Source organism: Thiothrix unzii, from assembly GCF_017901175.1.
Classification (GTDB): domain Bacteria; phylum Pseudomonadota; class Gammaproteobacteria; order Thiotrichales; family Thiotrichaceae; genus Thiothrix; species Thiothrix unzii.
In genome coordinates this window covers 279,872-299,387 of the sequence record NZ_CP072793.1, presented here as the reverse complement: position 1 = coordinate 299,387, position 19,516 = coordinate 279,872, and the positions used below count along the sequence as shown (strand labels likewise).

Here is a 19,516-nt window from a genome sequence, read left to right as displayed (position 1 = left end):
AGGAATAACCTCCCATTACCAAGTGTTTTTCGACTTGAAAGTTTCCAGAGCGGTTTTCATCGCGCCAGCAATCTCGTCGTTGAAATCACCTTTCTCGTTAATCTTATCCAGCAGTGCCTTCTCAGAAGAACGCAGATAGCTCAGCATTGCTGCTTCAAAATCTACGATTTTCTTCGCGTCTACGTCGTCGAGGAAACCCTCGTTAGCGGCGTACAGGGAGAAAGCCATTTCTGCTACGGACAGCGGGGAGAATTGCGGCTGTTTCATCAGTTCAGTTACACGTTGACCACGCGCCAAAGACTTACGAGTGCCTTCGTCGAGGTCAGATGCGAACTGCGAGAACGCTGCCAATTCACGGTACTGCGCCAGTGCCAGACGCACACCACCACCGAGTTTCTTGATGATCTTGGTTTGTGCAGCACCACCTACGCGGGATACTGACAGACCTGCGTTGATCGCAGGACGGATGCCCGCGTTGAACAGGTCGCTTTCCAAGAAGATCTGACCGTCAGTGATCGAGATAACGTTAGTAGGTACGAAAGCAGAAACGTCACCACCTTGGGTTTCGATGATTGGCAGCGCGGTCAATGAACCGGTTTGGCCTTTCACTTCACCTTTAGTGAACTCTTCAACGTATTCTTTATTAACGCGGGAAGCGCGTTCCAGCAAACGGGAGTGCAGGTAGAAAACGTCCCCTGGATACGCTTCACGACCCGGTGGGCGGCGCAGCAACAGGGAAACTTGACGGTAAGCCCATGCTTGCTTGGTCAAGTCGTCGTATACGATCAGTGCGTCTTCGCCACGGTCACGGAAGTATTCACCCATGGTGCAACCCGCGTAAGGCGCGAGGTATTGCATGGAAGCTGGGTCAGCCGCAGTAGCCGCAACCACAACCGTGTATTCCAGTGCGCCGTACTCTTCGAGTTTGCGTACTACGTTAGCTACTGATGACGCTTTCTGACCAATCGCGACGTAAACGCATTTCACGTTTTTGCCTTTTTGGTTGATGATTGCGTCAACAGCTACCGCTGTTTTACCAGTTTGGCGGTCGCCGATAATCAATTCACGTTGACCACGACCGATGGGAACCATTGCGTCCAGTGCTTTCACACCAGTTTGCAGCGGTTGGTCAACCGATTTACGTTCGATAACGCCCGGTGCTACACGCTCAATTGGCGCGAAACCGTCGTTTTCAACTGGGCCTTTACCATCAATCGGGTTGCCCAGTGCGTCAACAACGCGACCCAGCAAACCACGACCGTGTGGTACTTCTAAGATACGACCAGTACATTTTACAGTGTCGCCTTCAGTGATACCTTTATAATCACCAAGGACAACCGCACCGACGGAATCACGTTCTAGGTTCAAAGCCAGACCGTAAGAGCCGTTGGAGAATTCGATCATCTCGCCGGACATTACATCGCCAAGCCCGTGAAGGCGGACGATACCATCCGTAACGGAGACAACCGTACCCTCAGTGCGAGCTTCAGCACCAGACTCAAAGCTGCTGATGCGCTTTTTGATCAGGTCACTGATTTCAGTTGGGTTAAGTTGCATATGCTATTCCTCAATTATCGGCTGGGCTTAACGCGCCAACGCCGCCTTCATATCTTTCAGCCTGCTTTGGATTGAGCCGTCAATCACCAAGTCACCTGCGCGAACAATCGCACCACCCATCAGGGTCGGGTCAACTTTAGTGACGAGCTTAATCTCACGTCCCAAGCGTTTTTGGAGTGCCGCAGCAATGGTCTGCTGCTGGTCATCGCTCATTTCCTGTGCAGAAATAATTTCCGCTTCAATTGCACCTTCCGCTTCCGCCTTCATTTGTTCAAAGATGGTGGAAATTTCAGGCAACAACACGAAACGGTCATGTTCAGCCAGTGCCTTGAGCAGATTGCGACCTTGGTCGTCGAGTGCATCACCTGCAATCTCGCCGAATACTGTCGCTTTCTGTTCTTTGGTCATACGAGGATGAGCCAACAAGGCAGATGAACCTTCAGCCGCGACGACCGCAGACATGGCTGCCAGTTGCGCTGACCATTCGGTCAACTTTCCGGCTTCCTGCGCCATCTCAAACACCGCACGGGCGTAAGGACGGGCAGCGGTTGTCAAATCAGACATGGTTCACCACCTTAAATTTGCGCAGCCAGTTCATCCAATGCTTTAGCGTGAGCTTTGGCATCCACTTCGCGACCAAGAATTTTCTCAGCCCCGGCAATCGCCAGTGCAGAAACCTGTGAACGCAAGCTTTCACGAGCGCGGGAAACTTCCTGCTCGATGTCTGCTTGAGCTGCCACTTTCACGCGGCCTGCTTCTTCCACAGCAGCATTCTTGGCTTCGTCAACGATTTCAGACGCACGCTTTTGCGCTTGTGCGACGATTTCAGCAGCTTCAGCTTTGGCTTTTTTCAGTTCATCCAGTGCGTGTTGGCGAGCCAATTCTTCTTCGTGCTTGCCTTTTTCGGCAGCGGCGAGACCATCAGCGATACGCGCTTTACGGTCTTCCAGCACTTTCAGCATCGGTTCCCACAGTACGCTCTTGACGAACCAGACCAAGATCGAAAAAACGATCATCTGGCCAATCAGGGTTGCAGTTACGTTCATGTTAACCTCCGAATGTTAGTAACAACGTTTAACAATCGGGGAATTAACCAGCACCCATTGCAGCTTTAGCAGCACCGATGAACGGGTTAGCAAAGATGAACCACATGGAGATACCCAGAACGATCATTGGGAATGCTTCCATCAAACCACCGGTAAACAACATTTGACCGGTCAATTGCGCACGCATTTCAGGTTGGCGAGCGATGCCTTCGATAAATTTAGAACAGATCATACCCCAGCCCAGTGCTGAACCCAGACCAGCAGCCGCGAGGATAATGCCAACGCCAACGGCGGTGTAGGAATAGATCATTGCAACAGCTTGTGCATCCATTGTGAAGTCTCCGAAAAGTTAAAAATCAAAAAGTAAAATCAAAAAATCTTAATGGTGTTCGTCATTTTGGCTTGCTAATCCCAAGTACACGATGGTTAGCAGCATAAAGATGAACGCCTGTAATGGCACGACCAACATGTGGAAAATTGCCCAGAGTGAACCCAATGCGATTTGTGCAGGCATTGCCCAAACCGAGAACGCTAACAGTGCAATCAACAAGAACAACAACTCACCCGCGAACATGTTTCCGAACAAACGAAGGCCGAGACTGACAGGTTTTGCCACTTCTTCAATCGCCGTCATGATGATATTAACTGGCATCAGGTAAGGACCAAACGGGTGGAACAAGAATTGCTTGGTGTAACCCCACAGACCTTTGTGTTTGATGTTGTAGAAGATGATCAGTGCGAATACAGACAGTGCCAACCCGAACGTAGTGTCCAAGTTAGTGGTCGGTACGACTTTCAAATAAACATGATGGGGATCTGCACCAAACAAACCGGCAATACCGCCCGCTAATGCAGGTAATAAATCGGCTGGCAGGAAGTCCATAGAGTTCATCAACAGAACCCAGACGAAGATAGTCAATGCTAACGGCCCGATCAGGCGATCAGCACCGGGGAAAATATCCTTGACCTGCTGATTGACGAACTCAAGCAGTGTCTCCATGACATTTTGTGCCCCAGTGGGCTTGTCAGGATTCAGATTTTTGCCGACTTTCCAAGCAAAAAAAGCAAACAAACCTGCGAGTAATGCACTGAACAAAAAGACATCGACGTGGAAAACGCTGAAGTCAACGATCTTGACTTGCTCACCGTGCTCAACGCCAACACTCCAGTTGGTCAAATGGTGCTGGATGTACTCAACAGGATTTGAGATTGCTGGCGCATTCGATTCGCTCACAATTCACCCCGTACACTAAAGTTAAAAAATCTGGTGCTGGCATCACCCGGCTTGGCGGGCTCCCATCAGCATATAGGCTAGTTGCGCCACCATAAACGTGCCTAACACCGGCACAGGGGCAAGCTTTAGATAACCTAGACCCAACCCTAAAGCAACTAACACAAAAACAAATCTTTGTACGACCCCAAAATACAGCGTATTGACGCTATGCTGAGGATTCGTCTTCGCTATTTCACCCGCCATCGTAATGCGCCGGGATAATAATAGGGTATTGGCAAGAGCTATCGCACCGCCATAGAATGCAGGAAGCAACGCCGCATCGCCCTGATAAAATCTTGACACTGCGACACCCGCTAAAATCAAGATTGCTTGGATGATAAGTACGTTGCGCATCTGCTCCCTGTCGTTGACTGATTAAGTCTTGTCCGCGAATTCCAGAGGAGTATAAAGATATACTAATATAGGGTCAACCACTGGATGAAACGCATCATATCGCCCCTTAGCAAGCCGTTGCAACCCATATTGTCGACATTTTTAATTTTGATGACATTACTCATGGGAGCGTGCGGTAATGCAGCCACAACTGAGGAAACACACGATTTTCAAGCCTTAAGCAAGGAAATGCAGACTAGGAAATTACCGTTACTATTGGCTTTCCGTGCTGACTATTGCACCTACTGTCGACAACTTGAATCAGAATACCTCATCCCGATGCTGAAAAGCCCAGATTATAATGAGCGCATCATTATCCGCAGCTTCAGTTTAGGTGAAGTTGAGACAATTACTGATTTTAATGGGGATACAGTGGACGCGGATGTTTTTGCAGCCAAACACGGTGCAACACTCACGCCAACACTGGTTTTTCTGGATTCAACGGGAAAAGCTGTCGCAGAACCACTGCTGGGTTACAACAGCCCTGATTTCTACGGGGCTTATTTAGAAAGTGCCATTGACACAGCTCATGCTGCCGTTCAATAACCTCAAAAGAGTGAGGATGACGCACACACGCCATCCTCAAAGGAGAAATCTCAGCGATTGCGGACGAAGCGACGAACTTCCGCCAGATGACGGCGACTTACTTCCAGTTGGTCTTTAACATTATCTAACACCACTTGAGTACGCCCGATGGAAGACTTCGACAACCCGGAAATAGCCGTTTTCGCCACCAGCGCATTACGGTGAATGCGAATAAAACGATCCGCCAAATCGGTTTCTAAGGACTTCAGGGATTCTTCAATAATCACTTCACCTTTTTTGTGGCGCACTGTGACATATTTTTGATCCGCTTGGAAATACACCACTTCCTCAATCGGAATCAGCTCAAGGTTGCCGCGCATCCGCGCACAAATGTGCTTACGTGACAGGAAGCTCCTGTTATCACGCCCTTCTAACGCCTCAAGGCGTTGTGCACGATTCAAGGTACGGGCTTGTTCCAGACTTTGTAATAATTGTTCTTGTCTAATCGGTTTCATAAGATACCCTGTTGCTTTTGTTGAGAAGGCTTCTAAAGCATATTCACCATACGCTGTGGTGAATATGACGGCTGGCGGGCTGTCCATACCTGACATATGACGTGCGGCTTCCAACCCATCCATCGCTGGCATGGAGATGTCCATCAACACAATGTCAGGCAGATAACGTTCCGCCATCATCACTGCCTCGACCCCGTTTTCGGCTTCGGCACAAACTGCATAATCCACCTGAGTCGCTAACAACCCCTTAATACGCTCGCGGGCGTATTCTTCATCATCAACGACCAACACTTTTAATGTCATAATTTTTCTACTCCTTGGGGATGGAAAACGAGACGCGGTATTGCTGCGTATTAGCATTTTTTTGTATTTTGAGATTGGCACGGTCGCCATACGCCAAACGTAAACGATTGACCAAGTTTTCTTGGGCAATGTGATTACCTTTGGAATGCGTACTCACACCCGCTGGCGGCAACGGATTCGTCACAGCCACGTCCAAACGTCCACCCGCGTCGTAAAGACTAACTGTTAACAAACCGCCATCCTGACGGGGCTGGATGCCATGATAGACCGCATTTTCCACCAAGGGCTGTAACAGAAACGGTGGAATATCCATATCCATCGGCAAACTGTTACGATCCATATCCAACTTAACGTGCAAGCGTCTCTCTCCTAAACGCAAACCTTCCATACGTAAATAGGCAAGCGTTAACTCTAGCTCTTCTCGGAGAGAAATCCTCGACCGTTTGTCGAGTGTTAGGCGCATAATATCGGCTAAATCCAACAGCGCGTCTTCTGCCCGCTTTGGCTCCTTGTGAACCAAGTGTGCAATCGTGTTTAAACTGTTAAACAAAAAGTGCGGACGCATCCGTGCTTGCAATGCATCGTACTTAGCCGCTGAATCCGATTCGACCGTCGCCTCCCACTGATTGTGGATGTAAAAATAGCGCAGCAATACCAAGGTAATCACCAAGGCAATCACTAGATTTTTTATAATGAATAAGCCACTGGCAGCCAACTTATCCAACAGATCGCCTTGGCCACCCGCCAATACCAAACCCAGCACCGAAGCCAGCAAGGTAAATAACGCAACCACGCCCAACACAATGCTAGTAGCCCGCGCAATCTCCGGGTTCACAATGACGCGCCCAATCAGGCACAGCGTGAATGTAGAAGCCAACGCCACCCACTGCACAAACAGCGAATGCAACCCTAGCTTGACGAAAAAATCGCTCAAGTCTGATGCCACGGTCAAGGCAAGGATAATCGCCAAGAACTCTGCGGCTAACACCGTGCGTAACAACGCCTGCGGCACGCACAAGTTCGGCAGATAGCTCAATATTTTTCCATTAAATGCTGGCATTTATTGCTCTCAACCAAGAAGCGGTACAACGGGCGTTGAGCCGACATGCTTGATTTCAGTTTAAAAGTTATTTTTTTTGTTATTCCCTGATCTGCCACTACGGGCTGAGCATTTCCTTATATACTAAGCGCGGCTGCTGTCAGGCGACCGTACTTTGTGCTTAGATTTTTTATTCTTCCACAATGTGATAATGTCTGGCAACTTTTTTTGGCAACCTGATGAAAAATAGACATTAACCCATGAACGGAAAACCAACCGATTCCGCCAAGGACAAACCTTGGGGCGGACGCTTTAGCGAATCCACCGACGCTTTCGTCGAAGAATTCACCGCATCCATTAACTTTGATAAGCGTTTGTACAAACACGACATCCAAGGCTCCCGCGCTCATGCTCAAATGCTTGGCAAAGTAGGGCTATTAAACACCAATGAAGTTGAACAAATCCTGAGCGGCCTCGATGCAATCGAACACTTAGCCGACAATAATCAACTGGAATGGAAAGTATCGCTGGAAGATGTCCACATGAATGTGGAAGCACGCCTCACCGACCGCATCGGCATCGCCGGTAAAAAACTGCACACCGGACGCTCACGTAATGACCAAGTAGCCACTGACGTGCGCTTGTGGCTGCGCGATCAAGTGGATGGAATTAGCCACGAGTTACGCCGTTTGCAGCGTGCGCTGATTGATTTGGCAGAACGCGAAGCTGACACCATCCTCCCCGGCTTTACTCACTTACAGGTGGCGCAACCCATTACCTTTGGGCATCACATGCTGGCATGGTTTGAAATGCTGCAACGTGATTTCGAGCGGCTGCAAGATTGCCGTAAACGCATTAATGTTATGCCACTGGGTGCGGCAGCATTGGCAGGCACGACCTACCCGATTGACCGCGAATACACCGCGCAATTACTAGGCTTTGAACGCCCTGCACGTAACTCCTTGGATGCAGTGAGCGATCGTGATTTCGCGATTGAATTCACCTCAGCGGCATCGCTGATTATGATGCATCTGTCGCGCTTTTCGGAAGAATTAGTGCTGTGGACTTCGGCGCAATTTGATTTTATCCGCTTGCCAGACCGTTTCTGCACCGGCTCATCCATTATGCCGCAAAAGAAAAACCCAGATGTTCCTGAATTGGTTCGCGGCAAAAGCGGGCGGGTTTTCGGGCATTTAATCGCATTGTTAACCCTGATGAAAGGTCAGCCACTGGCGTACAACAAAGACAATCAGGAAGACAAAGAACCCCTGTTTGATACTGTAGATACGCTATTAGGCAGCCTGCGGGCTTTTGCTGACATGATGCCGCACGTACAACCCAAAGCCGACAAAATGCGCCAATCCGCCATGAAAGGCTTTTCCACCGCAACGGATTTAGCGGATTATTTAGTGCGCAAAGGTTTACCATTCCGCGATGCCCACGAAGTCGTTGGCAAAGCGGTTGCACTCGGCGTAGAAACCGGACGCGATTTAAGCGAAATGCACTTGGAAGAGCTGCAAAGCTTCGCCGCGATTATCACTGCGGATGTATTTGAGGTGTTAACCCTTGAAGGCTCGGTCGCCGCACGTGATCACCTTGGCGGTACAGCACCAGCGCAAGTCAAGCGACAAGTACTGGCTGCACGCGAATTACTGGGTTAAAGCTGGAAACCCTGCTCTTTAAACGGGAGCAGGGTTAAATCACCGTGGTTTCTCAAGATTCAAGATCGTTGGTGAACAAACTCAAAAATACCAAAACCATCGCACCACACGTAATCGCAATATCCGCCACGTTAAAAGTTGCGAAATGATAGTTATCCATCACGAATGGAATATCGAAATAAACATCAATAAAGTCAATAACTTTACCGTACATCAAGCGATCAATCAGATTGCCAATCGCACCGCCCAATACCAATGCCAACGCCGCCGCCATTGCTACCCGTGTTTTACTGAGCTTACGTAACCAATTGACGATAACCACGCACACTGCGACGGCTAAAATCGCAAAAAACCAGCGTTGCCAGCCGCCTTGATCACCTAAAAAGCTGAATGCCGCCCCGTAGTTATACGCCAGCGTCATATTCAGGTGCGGGAAAATAGCCACAGGTTGCGCAAATTCCAGATATGCTTCCGCCATCCATTTCGTCAACTGATCCAGCACAATCACCAGTGCTGTCACCCACAACCAACCGAGCATTCCGGTATCGCCGGAAAGCGAACGAAAACTACGCATACTCACGCACCTCCCCAGCACCATCCACATTCTCAATGCAACGCCCGCATAATTCAGGGTGATCTGCATGAGTACCTACATCGTCACGGTGATGCCAGCAACGCACACATTTTGCATGTTCGGAAGGACGCACCCGCACAAACACATGATCCAGCACCTCAATCGCATCCTCAGGCACATCAGCAATATCGTGCAAATGCGCTGCTGAAGTAATCAACACAAAACGCAATTCATCACCCAGCTTAACTAGCGGATCCGTTCCTGGCTCACGCACCGCCTGACGGTAATAAATATCCACGTCAGCACTCAAACCCGCACCGATTTTCCCGGCAGCACGCACCTCTTCCAACTGCTTACTCACCAATTCGCGCAAGGCAAACACGTAACTCCACTCGTTTGCGGACAATTTATCGGTAGCATCCAAGCGGAATAAACCGTCATACCACTGTACAAACAAGACTGACTCGGCTTTTTCACCCGGCAAGTGTTGCCAAATTTCCTCCGCCGTAAAGCTCAATACCGGTGCAAGCCAGCGCACCATTGCCTGCAAAATATGCCAAGCGGCGGTTTGTGCAGAACGCCGTCCCAAACTGCCAGCCTGCATGGTGTATTGACGATCCTTAGTAATATCCAAGAACAAACTGCCCAATTCCACCGTGCAGAAATTCAACACTTCTTGCGCAATTAAATGGAACTGAAACCGCTCATACGCCAGCAGCACTTTATCCTGTACTTGCGCGGCCTGATCCACCACCCAACGATCCAACGGCAACATGTCGTGCGCAGCTACCGTATCTGTTGCAGGGTCAAAATCATTCAGGTTCGCCAGCAAGAAACGTGCGGTATTACGAATCCGCCGGTACGCATCCGCCGTGCGCTTCAAAATTTCATCGGAAACCGACATTTCGCGACTGTAATCAGTGGAAGCCACCCACAAGCGCAAAATATCCGCCCCCAATTTCCCGGTAACTTCTTGCGGCGCGACAATATTGCCCTTGGATTTGGACATTTTCTCGCCCTTGGCATCCACCACAAAACCGTGGGTCAATACCGTGCGATACGGTGCTTCGCCGCGCGTCCCCATCGCCGATAATAATGACGATTGGAACCAGCCACGATGCTGATCTGAACCTTCCAAATACACATCCGCCGGGAAGTGCAATCCGGCACGACGCTCCAGCACCGCCGCGTGCGTCACCCCAGAATCAAACCACACGTCTAAGGTATCTTTCACCTTGTCGTAGTGTACTGCATCCTTGCCCAGCAAGGCTTCCGGCTCCATTTGGAACCACGCATCAATGCCGCCCTGTTCAATGCGGTTCGCAATGGCTTCAATCAAAGCAGGGGTTTGTGGGTGTAATTCACCGGTTTCTTTATGGACAAATAACGCAATCGGCACACCCCAAGTGCGCTGCCGGGAAATACACCAATCCGGGCGGTTTTGCACCATGCTTTCGATTCGCGCTTTACCCCAATCCGGCATCCACTTGACGTTTTGAATCGCGGCTAGTGCCTGCGCCCGCAAACCGTTTTGCTCAAGACTAATAAACCATTGTGGAGTGGCTCGGAAAATCAGCGGAGTTTTGTGCCGCCAGCAATGCGGGTAACTGTGGCGTAATTTATCCGCTTTCAATAACTTACCGCGTTCAGTCAGCACTTCCAGCACATGCGGATTGGCTTTATGCACTGATTCACCCGCAAACAATTCGGTATTCGGCAAGAAACAACCGTCACTACCCACCGGATTATCCACCGGCAAGCCGTATTTCAAACCGACCACGAAGTCTTCCTGCCCATGACCCGGTGCAGTGTGTACCGCGCCGGTACCCGCATCCGTGGTAACGTGTTCGCCCAAAATAACCGGCACGTGACGCGCATAAAACGGATGTTGCAACAGCAAGCCTTCTAACTGACTCCCCGCGCAACGTGCAATCACGTTGGCCTCAGCAATCTCGGCGCGTTGTAGCACCGATTCGTACAAGGCTTCCGCCAATACCAGACGCTCAGATGGGGTTTGCACCACCACGTAAGTCAACTCAGGGTTCAACGCAACCGCTTGGTTTGCAGGCAATGTCCAAGGCGTAGTCGTCCAGATCACCACTGCCAAATCGCCCTGCCCTGCGGCTTCGGGTACGCGCTGCAACCATGCGGCTTCATCAACCACGCTAAAACGCACATCAATCGAAAACGAGGTTTTGTCCGCGTATTCCACTTCCGCTTCCGCCAAAGCCGAACCGCAATCAGTACACCAATGCACCGGCTTTGCGCCCTTGAGCAAATGCCCATTGGCAGCAATACGCCCCAACGCCCGCACAATGTCAGCTTCGGTTTGGAAGTCCATCGTCAGGTAAGGATTTTCCCAATCACCCAATACGCCCAAGCGTTTAAAATCCTTGCGCTGCTGGTCAATTTGCTCAGTCGCGTAAGCACGGCACGCCTGACGAAATGCTTGCGCATCCACTTTATCGCCAACTTTACCTAACAGTGCTTCGACCTTGAGTTCAATCGGCAAGCCGTGGCAATCCCACCCCGGCACATAAGGCGCGTCAAAACCGCTCAAGGTTTTGCTTTTCACAATCATATCTTTGAGGATTTTATTAACTGCATGACCAATGTGAATCGCACCGTTCGCATACGGCGGGCCATCGTGCAAAATAAAAGACGGGCGGCCTGCGGCATGGGTGCGCAAACGCTGATAAAGCTGGGTACTTTCCCACTGCGCTAACATTCCCGGTTCACGCTTGGCGAGATCACCTCGCATGGGGAAATCCGTGGTTGGCAGGTTAAGGGTATGCTTGTAGTCCGTCATTGCTTCGTCCTGTTGTCTTTGATCTGGCTTATTGGTTATGCCTCAAACGCGCAAGAATACCAAGTTTCACCTTAAAAACCGATACATTACCGTCAGATTAAAGTGTTTTCACTCTATTAATGGATACGTTATAGTTCTGACAATTACCGTCCCCTCTCATTCTGGGCTATGATTATTTCTCAAAGGACACGTTAAATGCGCCACGCAATTATTATTTCAACGGCACTCGCTTGCCTTGGGGTTAGCACATCACCTCAATTATTAGCAGAAATTGGCTTGCCTCCTGCTGTTCACGCCACCACCCAACCGGCCACGCCTGCCGGGGAACCGCCCGCGCAACCCAATGCTCCGGCAACCAATCCTGCTGCGAATGCTGCACCAGCTCCAGCTACCGCCACAGCATTACAACCAATGGATGTTACCCAAGACGGTAATGACCCACGCGAAAAAATCAAAAATGCAGTGGTCAAAATTCATGCAGTGCAACACGTTCACAACACTTTATCGCCGTGGAATTCCGATTCACGTCAAGGCTCTGGCTCTGGCTTGCTGATTGAAGGCAATCTGATTTTAACCAATGCCCACGTCATCGCGAATGCCACATTCCTGGAAGTGCAGCGTCACGGCGAAACCAAACGCTACGAAGCCGAAGTTATCTACGTTTCCCACGAATCTGACCTAGCGTTGGTACGCCCGAAAGCAGTCGACACTTACAAAGACATTCCGGCATTGGAACTAGGCGATCTACCCAAAATGCAGCAACAAGTGGAAGTGTACGGCTTCCCGATTGGCGGCAACACCTTGAGCGTAACGCGCGGGGTGGTTTCACGCATCGAAAAACAAAATTACGTGCATACCGGCGAAAACCTAATCGCAGTGCAGGTTGACGCAGCAATTAACTTCGGCAACAGCGGCGGCCCGGTGATTTCTGATGGCAAAGTGGTGGGGGTTGCGATGCAATCCAACTTCCTGACCGAAAACATTGGTTATATGATCCCCATCCCGATTATTCGCCACGTATTGAATGACGTGAAAGATGGCAAAGTTGACGGTTACGGCTTCCACGGCTTCTTAACACAATCGCTGGAAAACCCATCCATGCGTCGTCGCTACGGTTTGCAAGACCAAGAAACCGGGATTTTAGTGCATAAAATTTATAAAAAATCCCCGGCTGACGGCAAAATTCAGATCGGTGATATTGTGACCGAAATTGACGGACACAAACTCGAAAACAACGGCACGGTTGAATTCCGCCCCGGCGAATTTATCGACCACACCCATTACATCGACATGCATCAGATTGGCGAAAATATTACCTTCAAAATTATCCGCCAAGGCAAGACCCAAGATGTCAGCTTGTTGCTCGACAAACCGGGCAGAGAATACTTATTGGTCAAACCCAATCAATACGACAAACAGCCCAGCTATTTCATCTTTGGCGGTTTTGTGTTCATGCCATTAAACCAAGATGTGATTGACGCGATGGAAGCCACCCCGGCACGCATCGGCGCACTTACTTACGAAGCTCCTAGCGAACAACGCCAAGAAGCAGTCATCATGGCGCAGGTTCTGCCCGCTGACATCAACAAAGATCACCATCAGGATTCGCGTTTATTGATCGAAAAAATGGACGATGTGGAAATCCACAGTTTCCGTGACTTATTCGAGCGGATTCAGGCATCCACCGCTGATTTCATCACGCTCGAAGGCGCAGATGATTACCAGATCGTAATTGACCGCAAAGAAGCTTTGGCACGCCAACCGGATATTCTCAAGCAATACGGTATTGGCTCAGATCGCTCCAAAGATTTGCAAGCCCCGGCTGGCGGCACAGTTAACACGACTACTGCGGTTACACCAGCAGCGGTTACGCCAGTTGCACCAGCAGCTGTCACACCGCCACCCGCTGCGGTTGTACCAACACCTGTCACGCCACCGGCTCCAGCAACCGTACCTAGCACTGCACCGGCACACTAATGCCGATACGCCAGCTTCCCAGCCACCTGATCAACCAAATCGCCGCAGGCGAGGTGGTTGAACGCCCCGCTTCCGTGGTCAAGGAATTGCTGGAAAACGCGCTCGATGCGGGGTCTACCCGCATCGAGATCGACATTGAGCAAGGCGGTAGCAAACGCATTCGCATCCGCGATAATGGCAGCGGCATTCCCTGCGAAGAGTTGGCATTGGCACTAAGCCGTCACGCCACCAGCAAAATTGCCAGTCTTGACGATCTGGAACAAGTGCGTAGCCTCGGTTTTCGCGGCGAAGCCTTACCTAGTATTGCATCGGTTTCACGACTGGTGCTCAGTTCTCGCCACCAAACGGCAGAAAATGGCTGGTCATTATTCGGTGATGGGCAAGATGCTTTCGGCTCACCTGAACCCAGTGCACACGCTATCGGTACTAGCGTCGATGTCGCTGATTTATTTTTTAACACGCCCGCACGCCGTAAATTCCTCAAAACCGAAAAAACCGAATTCGGGCACATTGAAGATACGGTAAGACGCATCGCACTCAGTCGCTTTGATGTCAGTTTTGAACTTAACCACAACCAAAAAAACACCTTACGGTTACGTGCAGCCGATGATCGCAGTGGTGCAGAACGCCGGATTGCAGAAATCTGTGGCAGCGCGTTTGTGGAACAAAGTTTATATCTGGATTACGAGGCTGCTGGCTTACGTTTGTGGGGCTGGGTTGGGTTGCCGACGTTTTCACGTTCGCAAGCAGACCTGCAATATTTTTACGTCAATAGCCGTCATGTGCGGGATCGCCTAATTAGCCATGCAGTGAAACAAGCCTACCAAGACGTGATGTACCACGGGCGGCATCCGGCTTTCGTGCTATTTTTAGAGCTAAATCCGCAACTGGTGGATGCTAATGCGCACCCGACCAAGCAAGAAGTGCGGTTTAGGGAAGGACGTTTAGTACACGACTTTTTGTTTCGTACCTTGCATCAGGCTTTGGCGGATATTCGACCGGGGGATGAGGTGGATGCACCAGTGCAGATTCCGGCACAAGTGCCGGATACCCCCCATCCCAACCTTCCCCCGCAAGGGGGGAAGGGGCAAGAGAGCACTCCTTCGCGTCCAGTTTATCAGGCGCACCATCAACCGCGTTTGCAAATGCCTGTGCGTGAGCAAATGGCGGTTTATCAACAACTCTGCCAACCTGTCGAAAACATTACGCCGGTAAACAGCACCGAAACAACCGACCTCCCTCCACTCGGCTATGCCATTGCCCAACTGCACGGCATTTACATCCTAGCGCAAAACGCTGAGGGCTTAATTATCGTCGATATGCACGCTGCCCACGAACGCATTACCTACGAATACCTCAAGCAAAGCATGGCGCAAGACACGATTCGCTCCCAACCGTTACTGGTTCCCAGCACCGTGAATGTCAGCAAAAAAGAAGCCGATTACGCCGAACAATACGCTGATACATTCCGCACCTTGGGCTTTGAGCTAGATCGACTAGGTATGGAAAAACTCACGATCCGCGCCGTGCCCAGCTTGTTAAAAGCTTCGGACGCGGAGGCACTGGTGCGTGATGTGCTGGCTGATTTGATTACTCACGGCTCCAGCAATCGCATTCAACACGCCATGAACGAAATTCTCGCTACGATGGCTTGCCACGGCTCAGTACGTGCCAACCGTAAACTCAGCATTCCCGAAATGAATGCTTTATTACGCGATATGGAACGCACCGAACGCAGCGGACAATGCAATCACGGCCGCCCAACTTGGACAAGCATGACGCTGGATCACATCGACAAATTATTCTTGCGGGGACGATGATGAAAGCCATCTGCATTATGGGGCCGACCGGCAGTGGCAAAACCGACCTCGCGGTGGAATTACGCAAACATTTTCCGGTCGAGATTATTAGCGTCGATTCCGCACTGGTGTATCGCGGCATGGAGATTGGCAGTGCTAAACCTGACGCAGCCACGCTGGCAAATGCACCGCATCGCCTGATCGACTTTCTTGACCCCGCGCAACCTTACTCAGCAGCAGACTTTCGTAACGATGCCTTGCGTGAAATGACTGAGATTACTGCGCAAGGACGGATTCCATTGTTGGTGGGCGGCACGATGCTGTACTTTCGTGCGCTTGAATACGGCTTATCCGACCTTCCCGAAGCTGACCCCGCGATTCGCACCCGCCTTGAAGCGGAAGCGGCACAATACGGCTGGCAGGCGTTACACGAGCGTTTAGCCAGCATTGACCCGGTTGCCGCGCAACGCATTCACCCCAATGACTCACAACGTTTACAACGCGCATTGGAGGTTTACGAATTAAGCGGCAAATCCCTCACCGAATTACAACAAGCCGCTTGGCACGATGCCTGCCCCTATCAGCTATTAAAAATTGCATTAATTCCCGACGACCGCGCATGGCTACACCAACGCCTTGCGTTACGTTTTGATCAGATGTTAGCGCAAGGATTAATCGAGGAAGTACGGCAATTATGGCAGCGCGGTGATCTTGACACCCACCTGCCAGCGGTACGAGCCGTTGGCTACCGCCAAGTTTGGGATTATCTAAATGGAAAAATGGACTACACTCAAATGCGTGATCGTGCTATTGTCGCGACACGGCAGCTTGCTAAACGCCAAATGACTTGGTTACGTTCCGAAAAGGATATTTCCGTGTATAATCCACAAAAATGTAACCTTCCATCGCTTATCAGCAACGTTTCAGCGTTTATAGACGGATAAAAGGATATGTCCGATAAACTGACGTTTTGGTGAGACGATAAAGCTGTTAAGCTTTTAAGCGTCGAAGGAAAGAAGCGACAGGCTCACAACCAACCCCTTAACACGTTGTGAGACTAAAACAACCACAAACCCGAGAATTATTTTTAGGAGAAGCTCATGTCGAAAGGGCACACATTACAAGAACCCTTCCTTAATGCTCTGAGAAAGGAACGGATTCCAGTCTCCATTTACCTTGTTAACGGCATCAAGCTGCAAGGCCATGTAGAGTCATTTGACCAATTCGTTGTCCTGCTGGGTAACACTGTCAGCCAGTTGGTTTATAAACATGCTATTTCCACGATCGTGCCTGCGCGTCCGATTAAGTTGGCTTTAGCTCCAGAAGAATAAGCCAACCATAGGAATATTGCCGATTGGAACTGTTTGAACGCCCACAAGGGGGCGAAAATGCCATACTCGTTCAAGTCAGTTTCAAATCGGCAAAGTCTGCTCAAGATGAAAATGAGTTTATCGAATTAGCCCGCTCTGCTGGTGCAGCCGTTGTAGGCTTTATTAAAGGTAGTCGCCAAAATCCAGACCCACGTTATTTCGTCGGTGAAGGTAAAGCTGAAGAAATTCGGCAATTGCGCGAGCTACAAGATGCCAACTTGGTCATCTTTGATCACAACCTATCCCCCGCTCAAGAACGCAATTTAGAAAAGCTTTTGCAATGCCGCGTATTGGATCGCACGGGCTTGATTTTGGATATTTTTGCGCAACGCGCCCAAAGTCACGACGGTAAATTGCAAGTTGAATTGGCGCAACTCAAGCACCTGACCACGCGCTTAGTTCGTGGCTGGACTCACCTTGAACGTCAGAAAGGTGGTATTGGTCTGCGCGGCCCCGGTGAAACCCAGCTTGAAACCGACCGCCGTTTAATTGGCGAACGCATCAAACAAATCACCAAACGCCTCGAAAAAGTCCAAAATCAGCGCGAGCAAGGTCGGCAATCCCGCAAAAAAGCTGAAATTCCTACCGTTTCACTGGTGGGCTACACCAATGCGGGCAAATCCACGCTCTTCAATGCGCTGACGCAAGCCAACGTCTACGTCGCGAATCAGCTCTTCGCCACCCTAGACCCTACATTACGGCGTGTAAAACTGCCCAATCAGCGTGAAATCATTCTCGCAGATACCGTAGGCTTTATTCGCCATCTACCTCATGATTTAGTCGCAGCATTCCGCTCTACCCTGCAAGAAACTATTGATGCGGATTTACTACTGCACGTTATTGATAGCCACGATGATCAGCTAGAGCTTTACCGTGAACAGGTCAACAAAGTCATTGCCGAAATTGGCGCGGAACACGTCCCGCAAATCGAAGTGATGAATAAAATTGATCTTGGTGGACAAGAGCCACACATTGAAGTCGGCACAGGCACAAATCCCACCCGCATTTATGTATCCGCAAGTAATAATCTCGGTTTAGAAGCCTTGCTCGAATACTTGGGTGAATACTTTGCTGGAACCATTTTCAAAGGCACGCTCACCATTAAGCCACAGCACGCACGTTTACGCGCCAAGCTTTACACCGATAAAGCGATTCAGCAGGAAAGTGTAACCGAAACCGGCGATTTCAGCCTTGAGGTGAGCATCGACCAGCGACGACTGGAACAATATCTACGTGAAGAAAATCTGTCGCTAGACGACCTGTAAGGGGCGTATGCGCTACGCCCCCACCTATTAACCCCGACGCATTACGTCAAAGAATTCACTGTTAGTCTTAGTCTTCGACAACTTGTCGAACAGCAATTCCATTGCTTCCAGGTCATCCATACCATGCAAGAACTTACGCAACACCCACAGCGTTTGCAGCTCGTCTTGCGTGGTTAACAGTTCTTCACGACGTGTACCGGAGCGGTTAATATTAATCGCTGGGAATACGCGCTTTTCAGCAATACGGCGATCCAAGTGGATTTCCATATTACCCGTACCTTTGAATTCTTCGTAGATAACCTCGTCCATTTTGGAACCGGTATCAATCAAAGCCGTGGCAATAATGGTTAAACTACCACCCTCTTCAATATTACGCGCCGCACCAAAGAAGCGTTTTGGACGGTGTAAGGCATTTGCGTCAACACCACCGGTCAATACTTTACCCGACGATGGTACAACCGTATTGTAAGCACGCGCTAAACGGGTAATGGAGTCCAGCAAAATCACCACGTCACGTTTGTGTTCAACCAGACGCTTGGCTTTTTCAATCACCATTTCAGCGACTTGCACATGGCGTGCGGCTGGCTCATCAAAGGTGGAAGAAACAACTTCACCATGCACCATACGTTGCATTTCAGTCACTTCTTCAGGACGCTCATCAATCAGCAAAACGATCAGATAGCTTTCCGGGTAATTCGAGGCAATGCTTTGCGCAATGTTTTGCAGCATGATGGTTTTACCCGCTTTTGGCGGTGCAATAATCAAACCACGCTGACCTTTACCATACGGCGCAACAATGTCGATAACACGGGCGGTAATGTCTTCACGACTCCCGTTACCGCGCTCCATGCGCATCCGCTTATCCGCGTGCAGCGGTGTCAGGTTTTCAAAGGCAATTTTATTACGCGCACTTTCTGGCGGCTCAAAGTTAATGGTGTCTACTTTGAGTAACGCAAAATAACGCTCATTGTCTTTAGGCGGACGGATTTTACCGGATACGGTATCCCCCGTGCGCAACCCAAAGCGGCGTATTTGACTAGGCGAAACGTAAATATCGTCTGCCCCAGCCAGATAACTGGAGTCATCCGAGCGCAAAAAGCCGAAGCCATCTTGCAAAATTTCAAGCACGCCGTCGCCATGAATATCAACGTTGTTGGCAGCGTTAGCTTTCAACAAGGCGAAGATAATGTCTTGCTTACGTGTACGGGAGATGCTTTCAATACCCATCGCCTGAGCCATTTCAAAGACTTCGGCAGCAGATTTCTTTTTTAATTCAGACAAATTCATAGATGATAAGTCGATAGAGACAATGTATTACAATCAGGAAGCACCTACTCGCGGGGATTTTCTCAATCAGAAAATAATGGTCGAATGCCCACGGCTAAAATATTATGACTTGCGCCAAATTAA

18 protein-coding genes are annotated in these 19,516 nt (G+C 50.0%); 7 read left to right on the top strand and 11 right to left on the bottom strand.

From position 1 onward, the window contains the following. Positions 1-15: 15 nt before the first annotated feature. From atpA to J9260_RS01725, 6 genes are read right to left on the bottom strand one after another with little or no spacing between them, the layout of a single operon-like run. Entirely contained in the window at positions 16-1,557 is a 1,542-nt protein-coding gene (gene atpA / locus J9260_RS01750) for a F0F1 ATP synthase subunit alpha (protein ID WP_210219347.1), read from the bottom strand. Positions 1,558-1,584: 27 nt separating this feature from the next. Beyond that, entirely contained in the window at positions 1,585-2,121 is a 537-nt protein-coding gene (locus J9260_RS01745) for a F0F1 ATP synthase subunit delta (RefSeq protein WP_210219346.1), read from the bottom strand. An 11-nt stretch (positions 2,122-2,132) separates the two neighbouring features. Next, complete coding sequence (locus J9260_RS01740) at positions 2,133-2,603, bottom strand: F0F1 ATP synthase subunit B (protein WP_210219345.1); 471 nt, start codon at positions 2,601-2,603, stop codon at positions 2,133-2,135. 43 nt (positions 2,604-2,646) lie between these two features. Next, positions 2,647-2,934, bottom strand: a complete 288-nt coding sequence (gene atpE / locus J9260_RS01735) for a F0F1 ATP synthase subunit C (protein ID WP_210219344.1) — start codon at positions 2,932-2,934, stop codon at positions 2,647-2,649. A gap of 48 nt (positions 2,935-2,982) precedes the next feature. Beyond that, on the bottom strand, positions 2,983-3,837 hold the full coding sequence (atpB, locus tag J9260_RS01730; RefSeq protein ID WP_210219343.1) for a F0F1 ATP synthase subunit A: 855 nt from the start codon (positions 3,835-3,837) through the stop codon (positions 2,983-2,985). A 42-nt stretch (positions 3,838-3,879) separates the two neighbouring features. Continuing rightward, positions 3,880-4,230 carry an ATP synthase subunit I gene (locus J9260_RS01725; RefSeq protein ID WP_210219342.1) on the bottom strand — a complete coding sequence of 117 codons (351 nt, stop codon included), beginning with the start codon at positions 4,228-4,230 and terminating at the stop codon, positions 3,880-3,882. An 84-nt stretch (positions 4,231-4,314) separates the two neighbouring features. Here J9260_RS01725 and J9260_RS01720 point away from each other — a divergent pair, with 84 nt between their 5' ends. Continuing rightward, positions 4,315-4,815, top strand: a complete 501-nt coding sequence (locus tag J9260_RS01720; RefSeq protein WP_210219341.1) for a thioredoxin family protein — start codon at positions 4,315-4,317, stop codon at positions 4,813-4,815. Between the two features lie 50 nt (positions 4,816-4,865). Here the strand turns inward: J9260_RS01720 and J9260_RS01715 are convergent, their stop codons facing one another. Together J9260_RS01715 and J9260_RS01710 are read right to left on the bottom strand one after the other, a co-directional pair. Then, positions 4,866-5,612 carry a LytR/AlgR family response regulator transcription factor gene (locus J9260_RS01715; RefSeq protein ID WP_210219340.1) on the bottom strand — a complete coding sequence of 249 codons (747 nt, stop codon included), beginning with the start codon at positions 5,610-5,612 and terminating at the stop codon, positions 4,866-4,868. A 7-nt stretch (positions 5,613-5,619) separates the two neighbouring features. Further along, entirely contained in the window at positions 5,620-6,672 is a 1,053-nt protein-coding gene (locus J9260_RS01710; protein WP_210219339.1) for a sensor histidine kinase, read from the bottom strand. 239 nt (positions 6,673-6,911) lie between these two features. Between J9260_RS01710 and argH the strand changes: the two genes are divergently transcribed. Continuing rightward, on the top strand, positions 6,912-8,312 hold the full coding sequence (gene argH / locus J9260_RS01705; RefSeq protein WP_210219338.1) for an argininosuccinate lyase: 1,401 nt from the start codon (positions 6,912-6,914) through the stop codon (positions 8,310-8,312). Positions 8,313-8,364: 52 nt separating this feature from the next. Here the strand turns inward: argH and lspA are convergent, their stop codons facing one another. Both lspA and ileS read right to left on the bottom strand, forming a co-directional pair. Further along, positions 8,365-8,886, bottom strand: a complete 522-nt coding sequence (gene lspA / locus J9260_RS01700; RefSeq protein ID WP_246499580.1) for a signal peptidase II — start codon at positions 8,884-8,886, stop codon at positions 8,365-8,367. Next, positions 8,879-11,695, bottom strand: coding sequence for an isoleucine--tRNA ligase (gene ileS, locus J9260_RS01695; protein WP_210219337.1), 2,817 nt, complete (start codon positions 11,693-11,695; stop codon positions 8,879-8,881). Before ileS ends, lspA begins: the two co-directional genes overlap by 8 nt. Positions 11,696-11,890: 195 nt before the next feature. On the opposite strand from ileS, the gene J9260_RS01690 reads away from it, so the two are divergent. The 5 genes from J9260_RS01690 (at position 11,891) to hflX (ending at position 18,106) form a co-directional block, all read left to right on the top strand. Further along, positions 11,891-13,672 (top strand): S1C family serine protease, encoded by a 1,782-nt coding sequence (locus J9260_RS01690; protein ID WP_210219336.1) that lies wholly within the window; start codon positions 11,891-11,893, stop codon positions 13,670-13,672. Then, the gene (gene mutL / locus J9260_RS01685; RefSeq protein ID WP_210219335.1) at positions 13,672-15,492 is read left to right on the top strand and encodes a DNA mismatch repair endonuclease MutL; all 1,821 of its coding nucleotides are present in this window, start codon (positions 13,672-13,674) and stop codon (positions 15,490-15,492) included. The genes J9260_RS01690 and mutL overlap by 1 nt, the downstream gene beginning before the upstream one ends. Continuing rightward, the gene (miaA, locus tag J9260_RS01680) at positions 15,489-16,415 is read left to right on the top strand and encodes a tRNA (adenosine(37)-N6)-dimethylallyltransferase MiaA (RefSeq protein WP_210219334.1); all 927 of its coding nucleotides are present in this window, start codon (positions 15,489-15,491) and stop codon (positions 16,413-16,415) included. Before mutL ends, miaA begins: the two co-directional genes overlap by 4 nt. Positions 16,416-16,571: 156 nt before the next feature. Continuing rightward, positions 16,572-16,802, top strand: coding sequence for an RNA chaperone Hfq (gene hfq / locus J9260_RS01675; protein ID WP_028490436.1), 231 nt, complete (start codon positions 16,572-16,574; stop codon positions 16,800-16,802). A 23-nt stretch (positions 16,803-16,825) separates the two neighbouring features. After that, complete coding sequence (hflX, locus tag J9260_RS01670) at positions 16,826-18,106, top strand: ribosome rescue GTPase HflX (protein ID WP_210219333.1); 1,281 nt, start codon at positions 16,826-16,828, stop codon at positions 18,104-18,106. 27 nt (positions 18,107-18,133) lie between these two features. Here the strand turns inward: hflX and rho are convergent, their stop codons facing one another. Beyond that, positions 18,134-19,393 carry a transcription termination factor Rho gene (gene rho, locus J9260_RS01665; RefSeq protein WP_210219332.1) on the bottom strand — a complete coding sequence of 420 codons (1,260 nt, stop codon included), beginning with the start codon at positions 19,391-19,393 and terminating at the stop codon, positions 18,134-18,136. Positions 19,394-19,516: the final 123 nt, after the last annotated feature.